We start from the raw sequence: 16,142 nt of genomic DNA on the forward strand, positions 1-16,142 counted from the left end.
GATTAATTGCCCCCTCGGGTAGATTGGAAAAATTCGAGCGATTCGCCGTCCGGTCCGCTGAAGAAGAAGTAGCGGCTGCCGTTCGGCAACGTCGTGATGCTCTCGTCCAAGCCTTCGACGTTCAACGCGCCGACGCGCGCGAATTCCTCGTCGAGATTATCGACGGTGAAAGCGATATGGTGGACGCGGCCTTCGCGGGCAAGCGAACCCGTATACCCTTCGATCAGCTCCACTTCGGTATCCAGCGAGTCCGGGAACGCGAGGAAGGCGAGCCGAATGACGCCGTTCGTATGCAGCAGCGTCTCCAAATACTTTAATCCTACGACGTTCTCGTAAAAGGCGATCGAGCGTTCCAATGAGCTGACCATAATGCCGACGTGCTCGATTTTGCGGACTGCCATCCCGTCATTCCTCCCGTAATCTATCGATTATTTCTTGACGACCGCGATCAGATAAGGCGAAGCCGTCTTCTGCGGAAACCGGTACATGACGCACTGGCCGATCGAAGAGGGAACGGAGGAAGCCCATTCCTCTACCGCGGCCGCTTCCGCGTCTCCGCCTTCGTGGCCGGGGTAGACGACGATCGTCAGCACGCCGCCGCTTCGAAGGAGCAGCAGCGCCGCCACCAAGGCGATCAGCGTCGTGTCAGTCTGCGTCGTGAGTTCCCTTCCGGCGCCTGGCAAGTAGCCGAGGTTGAACATGACCGCGGCGATCCGACCGTGATATTCGGACGGCACGAGCGAGGTCATCTGCTCGTGTCCGGCGAGCAGCAGCTCCGCCGTCGCCAGCCTATCGCCGGCCGCGCCGGCCGTATGGAGGCGCGCTTGCGTGCGCGCAAGCGCCGCTTCCTGCACGTCGAAGGCGAACACGCGGCCCGCTTCCCCGACGTGCCTCGCCAGGAAGAGCGTGTCGACGCCGCCGCCCGCCGTCGCGTCGATTACCGGCTCGCCGGCGCGCGCGCGCTCCGTCACGAAGCGCTGCGCCTGGCTGAGCACGGACAAGAATCCCGAACTCATTCCATCACCTCCGCCGTCGCGGCTTGTTCTTTCCCCGTCCGGCCTTTCCATGCCTTGCCTTGCCAACTGTCGCGACGGACGAGCTCCGCGTCGATCGCGTTCAGCACTTCCCACTTGCGCAGGCTCCACATCGGGCCGATGAGCAAGTCCCGCGGCGCGTCTCCCGTCAGCCGGTGGACGATCATATCCGGAGGGAGCAGCTCGAGCGAATCGACGACGAGGCTCACGTACTCGTCCTGTTCCAGGAACCGCAGCAGGCCCGCATTCCATTGGCGAACCATCGGCGTCTTGCGCATGAGGTGGAGCAGGTGGATCTTGATCCCCTGAACGTCCATCTCCGCGACGGCTTGCACCGTCTCGAGCATCATCTCGCGCGTCTCGCCCGGCAAGCCGTGGATGACGTGCGCGCATACCCGGATGCCGCGCTCGCGCAACCGCCGCACCGCGTCCCGGAAGCATTCCGTGTCGTGGGCGCGGTTGATCAGCTCGGACGTCGATTCGTGAATCGTCTGCAAGCCCATCTCGACCCACAGGTACGTCCGCTCGTTCAACTCCGCCAAATAATCGACGACGTCGTCCGGCAAGCAGTCCGGACGGGTCGCGATCGACAGGCCGACGACACCGGGCTGCTCCAGAATGACCTCGTAGTATTCGCGCAGCGTCTCGACCGGCGCGTACGTGTTCGTGTACGCCTGGAAATAGCCGATGTACTTCGCGCCGGGCCACTTCAGGTGCTGGCGGTCGCGGATCGTATTGAATTGCGTCACCAGGTCGTCGCGCCTGCTACCCGCGAAGTCGCCGGAGCCGCGCGTAGAACAGAACGTGCAGCCGCCCGCGGCGATCGTTCCGTCCCGGTTCGGGCACGTGAATCCCGCGTCGAGCATGACTTTGAAAGTCTTCTCTCCGAATGCCTCTCTCATTTCGTAGTTCCATGTATGAAACCGCTTGTCTGCCCAGAGCAGCGGCGATCGCGAATTCGTTAGTGCCATCGTTGCATCCGTCCTTATTCATCGGCGTCCCGCTTGCCGGCGGCAGCCGTTATGTCGGTATTCATTGTAGCGAAAATACGGGGAAATTGCGAGAGAACCGTAGCCGCGGCCGCTTACCGATGATGCGCCAGGTCCGATTCGTTCCCGTTATCCGATAGGTAGAGCAGTTATTCATCGCCAATAGACATGGAAATTCGGGCGTTTGTCAGCGCTTTCCTTCTTGCAATACCTAACATGATGTGTTATATTAAAAGTGCGCCAAATCAATAAACAAACCTGACATATTCCGATTAGTCGCCGCAATTTCCATTGCCAATTCCATATCCGGGTTTACGCTGGTCGAGCGAAACAAACATGAATTGGAGAGTGATTAGAATGAGTATGGTCGTACGCATTCCGCAAGGGGACGATACGGTTAAGGTCGAGTTGACGTTGAAGGAAATAATGGCCCTGTCGGGCATCAAGTTCCATAACAACCATAACGTCGAAGTATCGGCGAAGAAGAAGCTGCAAGTCGCGCTGGAAGATCATTACGACATCGAAGATCATCGCCCGTTGAACTAACCGTTCGCCGATCCCATACCGTCAGCCGGGTGTCCCTCGCGGGGCAACCGGCTTTTTTGCGCCTATTTTCCGATTCGGGTATTGACATCTCGCCTCGTTGCTTGTATGGTTAATTACATGAGTAACTAACCAACTAACGTGGTGGTGGTGGACGCATGACCTTACAAATGGACGACGACCGCCCGATCTTCGTGCAAATCGCGGAACGCATCGAGAACGACATTATCGACGAAGGCTTGCCTGAAGAATCGCAGGTGCCCTCGACGAATCAATTCGCGGCATTCTACCAGATCAACCCGGCAACGGCGGCGAAAGGCGTCAATCTGCTCGTGGATCAAGGCATTCTGTACAAGAAGAGAGGGATCGGCATGTTCGTGGCAACGGGCGCGAGAGCGCGGTTGATGGAGCAGCGGAAGGAACAGTTCTTCGAGCAATACGTCTTGACGATGATCCGGGAAGCGGAGAAGCTCGGCATTACGGTAGAGCAATTAACGGATATGATCCGCAGGGGAGGGCATGCACGATGAGCAATGTCGTCGAAGTCAAGTCGCTTACGAAGCATTACAAGGACCAAGCAGCGGTCAAGGGCGTCAGCTTCGAGCTGCAGGAGAACAAGATCTACGGCCTGCTCGGGCGCAACGGCGCGGGCAAGACGACGATCATGCATATGATCACGGCGCAAGCGTTTCCGACGAGCGGGGACATCCGCGTGTTCGGCGAGGCGCCTTACGAGAACGACCGGGTGCTCTCGAAGACTTGCTTCATTAAGGAGAGCCAGCGGTATCCGGACACGTTCCGCATCGCCGACGTCCTCGAGATATCGTCCTCCTTCTTCCCGAATTGGGACCGGGCATTCGCGCTCGAGTTGGCCGAGCAATTCAGGCTCCCGCTGAAGCGGAAAATGAAGAAGCTGTCCCGCGGCATGCTGTCCTCGGTCGGCATCATCGTCGGCTTGGCGAGCCGCGCGCCGCTGACGATCTTCGACGAGCCGTACATCGGCCTCGACGCGGTCGCTCGCAGCATCTTCTACGACCGGCTGCTGGAGGATTACGCCGAGAATCCTCGCACGGTCGTGCTGTCGACGCATCTCATCGACGAAGTGAGCAACCTGCTCGAGCACGTCATCGTCATCGACCAAGGCGAGATCATTCTGAACGAGGACGCGGACGACCTTCGCGGCCAAGCTTCGACGGTCGTCGGCGCGGCTTCCAAAGCCGAGGCGTTCGCGATGGGCCGTCAAGTCATCCATCGCGAGTCGATGGGCGGACTGGCATCGGTCACGTTCGTCGGGCGGCTGGACGCGGACGACCGGCGGCAGGCCGAGCAGCTCGGTCTCGAGCTTGCGCCGGTGTCGCTGCAGCAGCTTATCGTCCATATGACGAAACATAACGAGGGCGCAAAGGAGGCGAACGCGCGATGAATCGAATAGCGGGCGTCGTTAGAATGTATCTTAGAGACCGGTTAGGCTGGTTCTACACGCCATGGTTCATTCTCGGAATCAGCTTCGCGGTGAACCTGGCCATTGCCGGGATCGCCAACGTTCCGATTACGACGGGCGGTTTGGCCTCCATCTATATTTATTTGCTCGTCGTGGGCATCGTAAGCGTATCGCAGACGTTCCCGTTCGCCATCGGCTTCTCCGTCCGGCGCCGGGACTATATGCTCGGCACCCTGTCAGCGATCGGCGCCTTAAGCGCGGCTTTCTCCCTGCTGCTCGTGCTGCTGGCGAAGATCGAAGCGGATTGGATCGCGGGCTGGGGCGTCGACCTCACGTTCTTCAATCTCGCTTATTTGACGGACGGAGGCGCGCTTGGGCAATGGTGGTCCCATTTCGGCTTCATTATGCACTTGTTCATGACCGGATTCTTGTTCGGGAGCATTCATCGCAAGCTGGGCAGGAACGGAATCTTCGCGGTCTTCACCGCGCTGTCGGTCGTGCTGACGATCGCGGGGTTCCTGATCAACTACTATGAACGCTGGGACGATATCGGGCGCTGGATCGAGAACCATCCGTCCACCGCCGTCGAGCTGTCCGCGTATCTGCTGCCGTTGACCGTCGCGTATGCGCTGATTTCCTATATGCTTCTTCGCAAAGCGACCGTATAATCGTAGCCGCCTTCGCCCGCTCGCTACACTTTCCCCGACATTCATGCTAAACTTTGGTTTGATTACAAAGAGAGACGGGGAGCGAAGGCGGGAATGATCAATCGTTCTCATTGGAGGCGCGGTTCGACGTGGGCAGTCATCGCGGCCGCCATATTCATCTACGTGAGCGCGATCGTACTGGCCGGCAAAGCCGGATTCATGGACGACGACACGATCCGATACGTGCAGGGCTGGGAATCGCCGGGTCTGACGAGCATGATGGAAACGTTCTCGTGGCTGGGCTCGACGCTCGCGGTCGTCGCGATCTCACTGGTCGCGATCGTCTTGCTGGCCGCGGTATTCGGCCATCGGAAGGAACTGATTCTGTTCGTTATTGTCGTCGCGGGCTCGGCTGCCCTGAACAAGCTGCTTAAAGTCACTTTCCAGCGCGATCGTCCGGACATCCACCGGCTCGTCGAACAAGCGGGGTACAGCTTTCCCAGCGGTCATAGCACGGCGGCGTTCGCGCTGTACGGCGTCTTGGCTTACCTGCTGTGGCGGCATATTCCGAGCGGTTGGGGCAGGGGCCTCATGATCGCGATCGGTTTGATCATGACGCTGGGCATCGGCATCAGCCGGATTTACTTGGGCGTTCATTATCCGAGCGACGTCATCGGAGGGTACTTGGTCAGCGGGGCGCTGCTGGGCGTGTCCGCCGAGGTGTTCGAACGGACGGTCCGGCGTCGCCGGAGCGCATAAGATTCGCGGGAGGATGGAAGGCAATGGCAATGCGATTGCGCGGCAGGAAGAATATACGGGAAAGTCTGGAGCAACAGCCCGACTTGGTCGTACTCGAGCCGCAGGAGCTTAAGGGCAAGTGGAGCGAGTTTTTCGAGAACGACAATCCGATCCACATCGAGATCGGCATGGGCAAAGGCCAGTTCATCAGCCGAATGAGCTTGAATAACCCGAACGTGAACTACCTGGGCATGGATATTTACGACGAATTGCTTAGACGCGGCTGCGAGAAGGCGAGAGCGCTGTGGAAGAGCGAGAAGCAAATGGACGAAGTGCCGAACCTGGGGCTTGTCAGAGGCAACGCGGAGAACTTGGAGACGATGTTCGAACCCGGCGAGCTCGAGCGGATTTACTTGAACTTCAGCGATCCTTGGCCGAAGTCGAAGCATGCCCGCCGGCGATTGACGCATCCGCGGTTTCTGGAGAAATACAAGAAGGCGCTCAGCGATATCGGCCAAATCCACTTCAAGACGGACTCGCTCAGCCTGTTCGAGTATTCGCTTAACAGCTTCTCGAATACGGAGTTGCAGATGCGCAACGTCTCGCTCGATCTGCACCGCCACGGTCTTCGCGAAGACCTCGTCCTGACGGAATACGAGACGAAGTTCGTCGGCCAAGGCATGCCGATCTATCGGCTGGAGGCGGTCATCGGCGAGAAGATCGTCGCCGAGCACCGGCGGAACGTCGCGGGCGAGCTTGCGCGTGAACGGAAGCGGGACGGCGCGGTTACGCTCGACGCCATCAGCCAAGAAGAATACGAATCGGATCACCGATAACGATAACGCGACATGACAATGACTCCCGACTCCTCGAAGAGGATAAGGGGGTCATTGTCGTTCGTTAAATCCACATCGTCATCAGCAGGGCGGTCCAGACCCCGATCAACGCGCCGGCGGCCGTATCGCTCGGGTAATGCAGGCCGAAGTAGATGCGGGACAACGCGACGCCGATGGCGATCGGAAGCAAGATCGGGATGAGCAGCGGTTCGGCTAACATCCATGGCGTCAATAAGGAGAACGCGGCCGTCGTATGGCCGGACGGGAACGAAGGGTCCTTCAGCGGCTTGCTGTTCGTGTTAATGCCCGGGAACACTTGGTACGGACGAAGACGGGGCATGCTGCGCTTGGCGATCGCGACGGGGACGTGGCTGACGACGATCGCGGCGAAAGCTTGCCACGCGACGGTTTGCCATGGTTCCGGAGCTAACCATCCGAGCAGGATGGAGATGGACAGGCTGAATGTCGCGCCGCCGATGATCGTGAGCGCATGGAACAACCAATTCAAGGCCGCGCGATTCCAACGCATGTTGACGTGCAGGAACAGAGGTCGCTCGACTTGCTGAAGCAAATGGTAGATTCGGCTCATTGTTCCTCTCCTTTGGCAAGCAGTGCGCGTATTAAGCGATCGACTCGCTCGATTTCATTGTAATCGCGGTATGTCACCCGAGTATTAACGAGCCCATTGATATTCCGTTAACGTCCGTACGGTACGCTAAGAAGAAAACGGATAGAGGAGTTGTCCGTCATGAGCATGCGAATCGCATTGTTTACGGATACCTACATGCCGGAGATCAACGGCGTGGCGAAGACGCTGGAGCGGTGGATCGCCTATCTAAGAAAGAACGGAATCGAATGCATGGTGTTCGCGCCTTCGCGGCCGAAGGACAAGACGGCGGGGCAAGTCGCCGAACGGCTCATGAGCCTGCCCTTCTTCCTGTATCCGGAATGCAGGATGGCGCTGCCGCGTTCTCCCGAGGCGGAGCGCAAGCTGCTCGAGTTCAAGCCGACCGTCGTTCACGTGGCGACGCCGTTCGGCACGGGGCTGGCGGGCAGAGCGCTCGCGCTGAAGCACGGCATTCCGCTCGTCGCTTCCCATCACACGCACTTCGTTCAGTATTTGCCGTTTTACAATTTGCAATGGTTGGGCAAGCTTCTATGGAGATATTTGCATTGGTTTCACAAGCCTTGCCGGAGAATCTACGTGCCTTCGAAGTCGGTGCTGGAGGACTGCCGCGCGGCGGGATGGGGGCCGCTCGAGATCTGGAGCCGCGGTATCGACACGCAGCTGTTCCATCCGAACGTCGACCGCGAAGCCTTCCTCGCAGCCGAAGGCATCCCGAACGGTCGGTACGTCGTTCTCTATGCCGGCCGCATCGCGCCGGAGAAGCAGCCGGAAGTCGCGGTGGAAGCGGTTACGAAGTTCGCGGCGGATACCGGCGCGGACGCGGAGCTCGTTATCGCGGGCGACGGTCCCGGTATGAACGACTTGAAGGCGTTGGCCGCGAAGCGGAATCTGCGGTACCGGTTCCTCGGTCCGTTGCCGCAGAGCAAGCTGCATTTATGGATGGCCGCGTCGGACGCGATGCTGTTCCCTTCGGCGACGGAGACGTTCGGCAACGTCGCTCTCGAAGCGATGGCATGCGGTTTGCCGGTCATCGGCGCGAACGGGGGAGCCGTTCCGGACACGATTCGCGACGGCTATAACGGCTTGCTGTGCCCGCCGGGAGACGCCGGCGCGTTCGCCGCGAAGCTGGCGCAACTGCGCGCGGAGCCGGCTTTCCGGGCAAGGCTGGCCGGGGCCGGACTGAACGACGCGCGGACCCGGTCGTGGGACGGCGTGTTCGGCCATTTGTACCGGAGCATCGCCGGCGTATCGGAACCGAGACCGATCGCGAAGTGAGAAAGTCTTCATTCGACACCGCGCTCGAATCCGTAGGTCCTCGGCTACAAAACGGTCGGAATCGGGTGCAATCCGCCCTGGCGGCCAGCAATCGGAACCGACGGGGCGTTCATGCCGACGAGAGTCCGTCAGACGGTCCGATGGAGGCGAATACGGTAGGAAACCCCTTTTGACAAAAGCTTGAAAAACGATGAAAATCAAGGCTATGTCTTCGCCGCCCTGACGAAGGCGCGCAACTTAGAGAAGCGTTAGAGAGAGAACAGACAAGAAAAGGGACAAAGAAAAATAGGGGTCTAGGGGGTACAACTGAATATGTTCAACAGCTTTCTGATGGCCGTGCAAGCACTGGCCGCCGCTATCGGCGTGTATCAAATCATTCTGTCGTTCTTCGGATGGTACCGGAAGAAGGAACGGATGACGCACAAGCCGACGAAGTCGTTCGCGTTGCTCGTCGCGGCGCATAACGAAGAGGCCGTCGTAGGGGCGTTGATCGAGAACCTGCTCAAGATGGATTATCCGCGCGAGCTGTTCGACGTCTTCGTGATCTGCGACAACTGTACGGACGGAACCGCGAACGTCGTCCGCGGCTATCCGGGCGTATACGCTTGCGAGCGGACGAATCCGAATCAGCGGGGCAAAGGCTTCGCCATCGAGTGGATGCTCAAGGAGCTGTGGAAGCATCCGAAGCAATACGACGGCATCGTCATGTTCGATGCGGACAATCTCGTCGCCACCGACTTCCTGCACTACATGAACGAAGATCTCAACAACGGCTATAAGGTCGTGCAAGGCTATCTGGATACGAAGAACCCGCACGATTCCTGGATCAGCGCGGCCAACGGCATCACGTACTGGTTCTGCAACCGGCTGTGGCAGCTTCCGCGGTACAACCTGAAGCTGTCGAACTTCCTCGGCGGCACGGGCATGTGCTTCGACACGAAGCTTCTGAAGGAAATGGGCTGGGGCGCGACGAGCTTGGTCGAAGACCTCGAGTTCACCGTCCGCTGCATCCAGCGGAACATCTATCCGAAATTCAACTACGACGCGCGCGTCTACGACGAGAAGCCGATTACGTTCCGGGCGTCCGCCCGCCAACGGCTGCGTTGGATGCAAGGTCACTTCGACGTCTCCCGCCGCTACATGATGCCGCTGCTCTGGCAAGGCATCAAGGAACGCAGCATCGTGAAGATCGACGCCGCGCTTTATATTTTCAACGCGTTCATCTACTTGATCGGATTCCTGATGACGATGACGCTCTGGTTCGACGTCATGCTGCCTGGCGATCCGCACCTGACCTCGATCTACGCGGAGATGCCGCTCGGCCTGTCGCTTACGATTGTGCTGTACGGCTACCTGCAATGTCCGATCGCCATGCTCATGGAGAAGGTTAATTGGCGCATGTACGTCCGGCTGCTGACGTTCCCGATCTTCTTCCTGTCCTGGTGGCCGATCGCGCTGTACGCGTTCTTCACGCAGAACAACAAGACGTGGAGCCACACGAAGCATACGCGCGTCATTCGTCTGGAAGAAGTGCAAGGCAAGCAAATGTAAGCGGAGGCGATCGCTCCCCCGGATTTGCTCCGGGGGATGCTTCGATCGTTGGGCGTTGACATCGGCTCAGCCGCGTGATATAGTATTCGAGTGTCTGATTGGCAAGGTTATATTCAGCACGCACAAGCAGAAGCGCCCGCTTCTCACCTGATCGGCATCGCTGACGGGTATGCGTAGCCACGAAGACGGAGATCGCAGGAAGCTTCACGTTTCCGCGGCCCGTATACGTAGGACTAGGATGCGGGTCAATGCGACTCGTATTTTTTTTGCATTCGAGCGAGGCGAAGCAAGGCCAACCTTATGGGAAGTAAGTCTAACCTTGAGGGATGCACTTTCACTATGGAGGTGGAACACGATTAGCAAGGATCATCAAATCAACGAGGAAATCCGGGCGAAAGAAGTTCGGCTGGTCGGCGCAGAAGGCGAGCAAATCGGAATTAAACCATTCCGCGAAGCGATGCAGATGGCAATTGACGCGAATCTTGACCTGGTAAACGTAGCGCCGCAGGCGAAACCGCCTGTATGCCGCATCATGGACTACGGCAAATTCCGTTACGAGCAGCAGAAGAAGGAAAAAGAAGCCCGGAAGAATCAGAAAATCGTCGACCTCAAAGAAGTTTGGTTTCGTGCGAACATCGAAGAGCACGACTATCAGACGAAATTTCGCAACGTAGTGAAATTTTTGAACGAAGGCGACAAGGTGAAATGTTCCGTGCGGTTCCGCGGTCGTGAAATCACGCATGCCAAGCTCGGTCAGAAGATTTTGGAACGCGTAGCGAACGAAGTTACCGATATTTGCGTCGTAGAACGCTTGCCGAAGCTGGAAGGCCGCAGCATGATTATGATTTTGGCTCCGAAAAGCCACTGACAGGAGGATACAATCCATGCCTAAGATGAAAACGCACAGCAGCTTGAAAGACCGCTTCAAAATTACCGGTACCGGTAAAGTAAAGCGTCATAAAGCGTACAAAAACCACTTGCTGTCCCACAAATCGGGACGCGCGAAACGCGTTCTTTCGAACCAGCCGATCATGGCTCAAGGCGACGTTCGCCGTATGCAACAACAACTCGCAAACCTGAAATAATCGTCAATAAGACTTCCGGGAGGTAATGAATCATGGCAAGAGTCAAAGGCGGATTCGTCACGCGCCGCCGTCGCAATAGAATGTTGAAACTGGCTAAAGGTTACTGGGGCGCCAAGCACCGCCTGTTCAAGAAAGCTAAAGAACAGGTAATGAAGTCCCTGATGTACGCATACCGCGACCGTCGTCAGACGAAACGCAACTTCCGCAAACTGTGGATCGTGCGTATTAACGCGGCTGCTCGTCAGAACGGCTTGTCCTACAGCAAATTGATGCACGGTCTGAAGCTGGCCGGCATCGAAGTGAACCGCAAAATGCTCGCTGACCTCGCGGTCAACGACATCGGCGCGTTCAACTCGCTCGCAGGGGCCGCTAAATCCAAAATCAACGCGTAGTTTTCGCGCGTCAGACAAGCTCCGGGCGACCGGGGCTTGTTTTTTTGCGCGCGCCTGATTCGCGGGCAGCCCTCATTTTGTCCTAAGGGGACAGAGGTACAAGCCAAGCTTGTTCCCTTCCCATACGCTATAGGATAACGGGGGGGCGGCCGATCTTGCTGCTCCGGTCGCTTCCCCGGATGCGACAAGGGAGGAGGAGTTCGGAGATGTCGCGTGTGACGCGCGCGCAAGCGCAAAAGTTAGTCGGTCGCAACGTTTACGCGGTTCGCAAAGACGGCTCGGTCGTGTCGGGCAAGCTGGTCCGGATCTCGGGCAACAAGTTGATGCTCGAAATGCCGAAGGGCAAGTCGGTACGTACGAAGGCGTTTATTCTTCCGCTCGTCTTGTTCGACTTGCTGGCCATCGGCACGGTTCCGTTCGGAGGCGGGTTCGGCGGAGGCTTCGGAGGCGGATTCGGTGGCGGATTCGGCGGTTGGTGGTAACATAGCTTTCGGCGTGCTTTGATGTCAAAAACGTACTTGCGAATGGGCCGAGATGCCCCGCAAGTACGTTTTTTCGTCGATTCAGAGCAACGAATCCAGCGGCTCGCGCACGAGCGGCTTGCGCATGTGGAACGCCTTAAGCGCTTCGATATGCGATGCGATCCGGTAGCCGATCCGCTCATAGAACTTGACTCCGCGCGCGTTGCCCTCGTCCACGAACAGATGGGAGATTCTACAACCTCTGCGGCGCCCGTACAGTTCGGCTCGCCGCATCAGCTCGGTACCCCACTGCCGATTCTGATGCCTGGTATCGACGGCGAGCAGGTCGACGAACAAGACCTCGCCGCGGATTTCCATATGGACGAAGGCGAACGGCGCGCTTCTCCGCGTACGGGCGGCCACGAGCGTCGGCCCTCTGCGCAGCCGTCTCTGGACCTCGCCGCGCAGCCGTCCGTCGCGGGGATGCTGCCATGGCGAGATCGGCACGAGCTGCGTCCGCACGAGCTCCACGATGCCGCGGTCGTCCCCTTGTTGCCTCCATCGGATCATTGAAGCGCCTCCTTACGCGCTTAGCGCAACGCGTCATATCATGCCGGTTATATAGCGTATGAGGAAGTCCGGCGGATGGCAACGGCGACTATGCGAACTTGCTTATTGACGAATGCCTCTCGGCGGCATATAATTGGATTTAATAAATTGAACATGTAACAGCCGTGAAGAGGAAAAAGCGTTAGGGCTCTTATGCTCAGAGAGTATCGGAATTGCTGAGACCGATACCTTAATCCCTGAATGCGAAGTCTCCTCGGAGCTGTTCTCCTGAACCGCCTTTGGCGCAGTAGGGTGAATCGGAGTAGCGCTCGTTATTGCGCCAAGTATGATAAGCCGAGCCGCGTGCGAGGATGTATCGTACTTTCGAAGGTCGTCGCCGCGAGGCGTGCGGCAAACTCGGGTGGTACCGCGGAAGCTACAAGTCTTTCGTCCCAAGACAGCCATTGTTGGCGTCGGGATGGAGGGCTTTTTTATCGTGATTAGGCATCCTAAGCCGTTCACACTTCGAAGGGAGGAATAATGGATGAGCGCACAAAGTGCTACGCTGAAATCCAAGGAAGAATTGATCGCGAAATGGAGCAAGGAAGAAGTCATTACGGGTTCCGAAATCCTGCTTCGCAGCTTGTTGTTGGAGGGCGCGGAATGCGTCTTCGGTTATCCGGGCGGAGCGGTTCTGTACATCTACGACGCCATGCACGGCTTCACGGATTTCCAGCATTTGCTCACCCGGCATGAGCAGGGCGCGATCCACGCGGCGGACGGATACGCTCGTTCGACCGGCAAGGTCGGCGTCTGCATCGCGACTTCCGGACCGGGGGCGACGAATCTCGTCACGGGCATCGCCACGGCGTACATGGACTCCGTCCCTCTCGTCGTCATCACGGGCAACGTCGCGAAGAGCTTCATCGGCTCGGACGCTTTCCAAGAGGCGGATATCGTCGGCATCACGATGCCGATCACCAAGCACAGTTATCTCGTCCAAGACGCGGCGGACCTTCCCCGCATCATCCACGAGGCGTTCCATATCGCGAACACCGGCCGCAAAGGTCCGGTATTGATCGATATCCCTAAGGACGTATCGGCGCAGAAGACGGTGTTCCAGACGGTGAGCCAAACGAACCTGCGCGGCTACAATCCGACGGTTCAACCGAACAAGCAGCAGGTCGACAAGATGCTCAAGGCGATCGAGCAAGCGGAGCGTCCGGTCATCTTGGCGGGCGGCGGCGTCATCTACTCCGGGGCGCACGAGGAGTTGTACGAATTCGTTACGAAGACGGGCATTCCGACGACGACCACGTTGCTCGGACTCGGAGGATTCCCGAGCGGACACGAACTTCATATGGGCATGCCGGGCATGCACGGCACGTATACGGCGAACAACGCGATCCAGAACGCGGACCTGCTGATCAACATCGGCGCCCGGTTCGACGACCGCGTGACGATGAAGCTGCAAGGCTTCGCGCCGAAGGCGAAAGTCGTCCACATCGACATCGACCCGGCCGAGATCGGCAAGAACGTGCCGACGGAAATTCCGATCGTCGCGGACGTGAAGGCGGCGCTCCAACTGGCGAACGCCGGCGCGAAACGCGCCGACAAAGCGGACGCATGGCGCGCGCAAGTCGGCGCCTGGAAGATTTCCAAGCCGAACAAGTACAAAGATTCCGAAGTCGAGTTGAAGCCGCAATGGGTCGTCTCGATGATTCACGAGACGACGAAGGGCGACGCCATCGTGACGACGGACGTCGGCCAGCATCAGATGTGGGCGGCTCAATATTATCCGTTCAATAAACCGCGCTCTTGGGTAACGTCCGGCGGACTCGGCACGATGGGCTTCGGCTTCCCTTCCGCGATCGGCGCCCAGATGGGCAACCCGGACCGGACGGTCGTCTCGATCAACGGCGACGGCGGCATGCAGATGTGCGCCCAAGAGCTGGCGATTTGCGCGATCAACAATATACCGGTCAAAGTCGCGATTATCAACAACCAAGTGTTGGGAATGGTCCGCCAATGGCAGGAGATCATCTACGACAACCGCTATAGCCATATCGACCTGGCCGGCAGCCCGGATTTCGTGAAGCTCTCGGAAGCATACGGCGTCAAGGCGTTCCGCGCGTCGAACAAGGAAGAAGCGCGCGCCGCATGGGTAGAAGCATTGAAACATCCAGGTCCTGCGGTCGTCGAGTTCGTCGTCCGCAAGCATGAGAACGTCTTCCCGATGGTTACGCAAGGCTCGACGATCGGAGAGATGCTGATGGGGGATTCCGAATGAACCGCAAACACACGATCGCCATTCTCGTAAACGACCAGCCAGGCGTGCTGCAACGGGTCTCCGGCCTGTTCGGCCGCCGCGGCTTCAACATTGAGAGCATCACCGTCGGCGCTTCCGAGGAAGCCGGATTGTCCCGTATGGTCGTCGTCACTACCGGCGACGATCATACGCTGGAGCAAATCCAGAAACAATTGTACAAGCTTATCGACGTCATCAAGGTCATCGACGTCAGCTCGAATCCGATGGTCGGCCGCGAGCTCGGCTTGATCAAGGTCGGAGCGGAGCCGACCGCCCGTCCGGAAATTCTCGGCATCGTCGAGACGTTCCGCGCGGCGGTCGTCGATATCGGTCCGAACAGCCTGATCGTGCAAGTCGTCGGCGATACGGAGAAGATCGACGCGATGATCGAGCTGCTTAAGCCGTACGGCATTCGCGAGCTGTCCCGTACCGGCGTGACCGCGATGTCCCGCGGCGGACGTTAATCCGCCGTAGCGCCTTATCTTACCGTTCGTTAAAGGCCCGCCCGAAGCGGGGGTTCGAGGGGATAGCCTCGACTCTCTCCCTTGGAACGCCCGCTTCGAGGGTCGTATAGAAATACACGCGCACATATCCGAAGGAGGAACACAATCCAATGGCAGTTAAGTTGTTTCATGAGAAAGATGCAGACCTCGGCGTTCTTAAAGGCAAGACGGTAGCGATTATCGGTTACGGCTCCCAGGGCCATGCGCAAGCGCAAAACCTGCGCGACAGCGGCCTCAACGTCATCATCGGCCTTCGCCAAGGCAAATCCGCCGACGCGGCACGCAACGACGGCTTCGAAGTATTGTCCGTAGCCGACGCGACGCGCAAAGCGGACGTCGTTCAAATTCTGATGCCCGACGAGACGCAAGCTAGCGTCTATAAGAACGAAATCGAGCCTAACCTCAAAAAAGGCGCCGCGCTCATGTTCTCCCACGGCTTCAACATCCACTTCGGCCAAATCGTCGCTCCGGCAGACGCGGACGTGCTCCTCGTCGCTCCGAAGTCCCCTGGCCACATGGTTCGCCGTACGTACACGGAAGGCTTCGGCGTTCCGGGACTGATCGCGATCCACCAGAACGGCACGGGCAACGCGTTCGAGATCGGCATGGCTTACGCGAAAGGCATCGGCTGTACCCGCGCGGGAGTTATCGAGACTTCGTTCCGCGAAGAAACAGAAACCGACTTGTTCGGCGAACAAGCCGTGCTTTGCGGCGGCGCTACCGCTCTCGTTAAAGCAGGCTTCGAGACGCTCGTGGAAGCCGGCTACGCTCCGGAAATGGCTTACTTCGAGTGCTTGCACGAGCTGAAGTTGATCGTCGACATGATGTACGAAGGCGGCCTGGCTTCCATGCGTTCTTCGATCTCCAACACGGCGGAGTACGGCGACTACGTTACCGGTCCTCGCGTCGTAACCGACGAGACGAAGAAAGCGATGAAAGCGGTCCTGTCCGACATCCAACAAGGCAAATTCGCTCGCGACTTCATCCTCGAGAACCAATCCGGACGCGCGTTCCTGACGGCTACCCGCCGCAACGAAGCCGAGCATCCGATCGAAGTCGTAGGCGCTCAGCTCCGCGGCATGATGCATTGGATCAAGAAGTAATTCAAATTCATGCTTGAAATTATGGCCGTCGCCGTCCTTGAGGGCGGCGGCTTTAATGT

The 16,142-nt window shown here is 58.4% G+C and carries 20 protein-coding genes; 15 read left to right on the plus strand and 5 right to left on the minus strand.

All coding sequences use genetic code 11. The features are described 5' to 3' along the window. Positions 1-2: 2 nt before the first annotated feature. From ACFQZG_RS08445 to mnmL, 3 genes are read right to left on the minus strand one after another with little or no spacing between them, the layout of a single operon-like run. Positions 3-401, minus strand: a complete 399-nt coding sequence (locus ACFQZG_RS08445) for a VOC family protein (protein ID WP_378151334.1) — start codon at positions 399-401, stop codon at positions 3-5. A 27-nt stretch (positions 402-428) separates the two neighbouring features. After that, positions 429-1,016 (minus strand): tRNA 5-(aminomethyl)-2-thiouridylate-methyltransferase MnmM, encoded by a 588-nt coding sequence (gene mnmM, locus ACFQZG_RS08450; RefSeq protein ID WP_378151336.1) that lies wholly within the window; start codon positions 1,014-1,016, stop codon positions 429-431. Continuing rightward, a complete protein-coding gene (gene mnmL / locus ACFQZG_RS08455) occupies positions 1,013-2,005 on the minus strand; it encodes a tRNA modification radical SAM protein MnmL/YtqA (RefSeq protein WP_378151338.1) in 993 nt (330 codons plus the stop codon). Before mnmL ends, mnmM begins: the two co-directional genes overlap by 4 nt. Positions 2,006-2,380: 375 nt before the next feature. Between mnmL and ACFQZG_RS08460 the strand changes: the two genes are divergently transcribed. From ACFQZG_RS08460 to trmB, 6 genes are all read left to right on the plus strand, one after another. Next, on the plus strand, positions 2,381-2,569 hold the full coding sequence (locus ACFQZG_RS08460; protein ID WP_378151340.1) for a hypothetical protein: 189 nt from the start codon (positions 2,381-2,383) through the stop codon (positions 2,567-2,569). 155 nt (positions 2,570-2,724) lie between these two features. Then, positions 2,725-3,096 (plus strand): GntR family transcriptional regulator, encoded by a 372-nt coding sequence (locus tag ACFQZG_RS08465; protein WP_378151342.1) that lies wholly within the window; start codon positions 2,725-2,727, stop codon positions 3,094-3,096. Continuing rightward, positions 3,093-3,989, plus strand: coding sequence for an ABC transporter ATP-binding protein (locus ACFQZG_RS08470; protein WP_378151343.1), 897 nt, complete (start codon positions 3,093-3,095; stop codon positions 3,987-3,989). Before ACFQZG_RS08465 ends, ACFQZG_RS08470 begins: the two co-directional genes overlap by 4 nt. Continuing rightward, a complete protein-coding gene (locus ACFQZG_RS08475; RefSeq protein ID WP_378151345.1) occupies positions 3,986-4,675 on the plus strand; it encodes a hypothetical protein in 690 nt (229 codons plus the stop codon). Before ACFQZG_RS08470 ends, ACFQZG_RS08475 begins: the two co-directional genes overlap by 4 nt. 93 nt (positions 4,676-4,768) lie before the next feature. After that, the gene (locus ACFQZG_RS08480) at positions 4,769-5,413 is read left to right on the plus strand and encodes a phosphatase PAP2 family protein (protein ID WP_378151347.1); all 645 of its coding nucleotides are present in this window, start codon (positions 4,769-4,771) and stop codon (positions 5,411-5,413) included. Between the two features lie 29 nt (positions 5,414-5,442). After that, positions 5,443-6,228, plus strand: a complete 786-nt coding sequence (trmB, locus tag ACFQZG_RS08485) for a tRNA (guanosine(46)-N7)-methyltransferase TrmB (RefSeq protein WP_378151606.1) — start codon at positions 5,443-5,445, stop codon at positions 6,226-6,228. Between the two features lie 64 nt (positions 6,229-6,292). Here trmB and ACFQZG_RS08490 read toward each other — a convergent pair whose 3' ends face one another. Further along, entirely contained in the window at positions 6,293-6,817 is a 525-nt protein-coding gene (locus ACFQZG_RS08490) for a phosphatase PAP2 family protein (protein WP_378151349.1), read from the minus strand. A gap of 159 nt (positions 6,818-6,976) precedes the next feature. Here ACFQZG_RS08490 and ACFQZG_RS08495 point away from each other — a divergent pair, with 159 nt between their 5' ends. The 6 genes from ACFQZG_RS08495 to ACFQZG_RS08520 all read left to right on the plus strand — a co-directional run bounded on the left by ACFQZG_RS08495 (position 6,977) and on the right by ACFQZG_RS08520 (position 11,641). Beyond that, a complete protein-coding gene (locus tag ACFQZG_RS08495) occupies positions 6,977-8,131 on the plus strand; it encodes a glycosyltransferase family 4 protein (RefSeq protein WP_378151351.1) in 1,155 nt (384 codons plus the stop codon). Positions 8,132-8,443: 312 nt separating this feature from the next. Beyond that, positions 8,444-9,682 (plus strand): glycosyltransferase family 2 protein, encoded by a 1,239-nt coding sequence (locus ACFQZG_RS08500; protein ID WP_378151353.1) that lies wholly within the window; start codon positions 8,444-8,446, stop codon positions 9,680-9,682. 238 nt (positions 9,683-9,920) lie between these two features. Further along, entirely contained in the window at positions 9,921-10,550 is a 630-nt protein-coding gene (infC, locus tag ACFQZG_RS08505; protein WP_378151355.1) for a translation initiation factor IF-3, read from the plus strand. A gap of 16 nt (positions 10,551-10,566) precedes the next feature. Further along, entirely contained in the window at positions 10,567-10,767 is a 201-nt protein-coding gene (rpmI, locus tag ACFQZG_RS08510) for a 50S ribosomal protein L35 (RefSeq protein ID WP_378151357.1), read from the plus strand. Positions 10,768-10,799: 32 nt separating this feature from the next. Then, positions 10,800-11,159, plus strand: a complete 360-nt coding sequence (gene rplT / locus ACFQZG_RS08515) for a 50S ribosomal protein L20 (protein ID WP_378151359.1) — start codon at positions 10,800-10,802, stop codon at positions 11,157-11,159. Between the two features lie 206 nt (positions 11,160-11,365). Further along, entirely contained in the window at positions 11,366-11,641 is a 276-nt protein-coding gene (locus tag ACFQZG_RS08520; RefSeq protein ID WP_378151361.1) for a hypothetical protein, read from the plus strand. An 81-nt stretch (positions 11,642-11,722) separates the two neighbouring features. On the opposite strand, the gene ACFQZG_RS08525 is transcribed toward ACFQZG_RS08520, so the two are convergent. Next, on the minus strand, positions 11,723-12,190 hold the full coding sequence (locus ACFQZG_RS08525) for a GNAT family N-acetyltransferase (RefSeq protein ID WP_378151362.1): 468 nt from the start codon (positions 12,188-12,190) through the stop codon (positions 11,723-11,725). Between the two features lie 523 nt (positions 12,191-12,713). Between ACFQZG_RS08525 and ilvB the strand changes: the two genes are divergently transcribed. From ilvB to ilvC, 3 genes are all read left to right on the plus strand, one after another. Beyond that, complete coding sequence (ilvB, locus tag ACFQZG_RS08530) at positions 12,714-14,459, plus strand: biosynthetic-type acetolactate synthase large subunit (RefSeq protein ID WP_378151364.1); 1,746 nt, start codon at positions 12,714-12,716, stop codon at positions 14,457-14,459. After that, positions 14,456-14,941, plus strand: coding sequence for an acetolactate synthase small subunit (gene ilvN, locus ACFQZG_RS08535; RefSeq protein WP_378151366.1), 486 nt, complete (start codon positions 14,456-14,458; stop codon positions 14,939-14,941). Before ilvB ends, ilvN begins: the two co-directional genes overlap by 4 nt. 149 nt (positions 14,942-15,090) lie before the next feature. Then, a complete protein-coding gene (gene ilvC / locus ACFQZG_RS08540) occupies positions 15,091-16,083 on the plus strand; it encodes a ketol-acid reductoisomerase (RefSeq protein ID WP_378151368.1) in 993 nt (330 codons plus the stop codon). Positions 16,084-16,142 lie beyond the last annotated feature (59 nt).

The organism is Cohnella sp. GCM10027633, assembly GCF_042675445.1.
In the GTDB taxonomy this organism is placed as follows: domain Bacteria; phylum Bacillota; class Bacilli; order Paenibacillales; family Paenibacillaceae; genus Cohnella.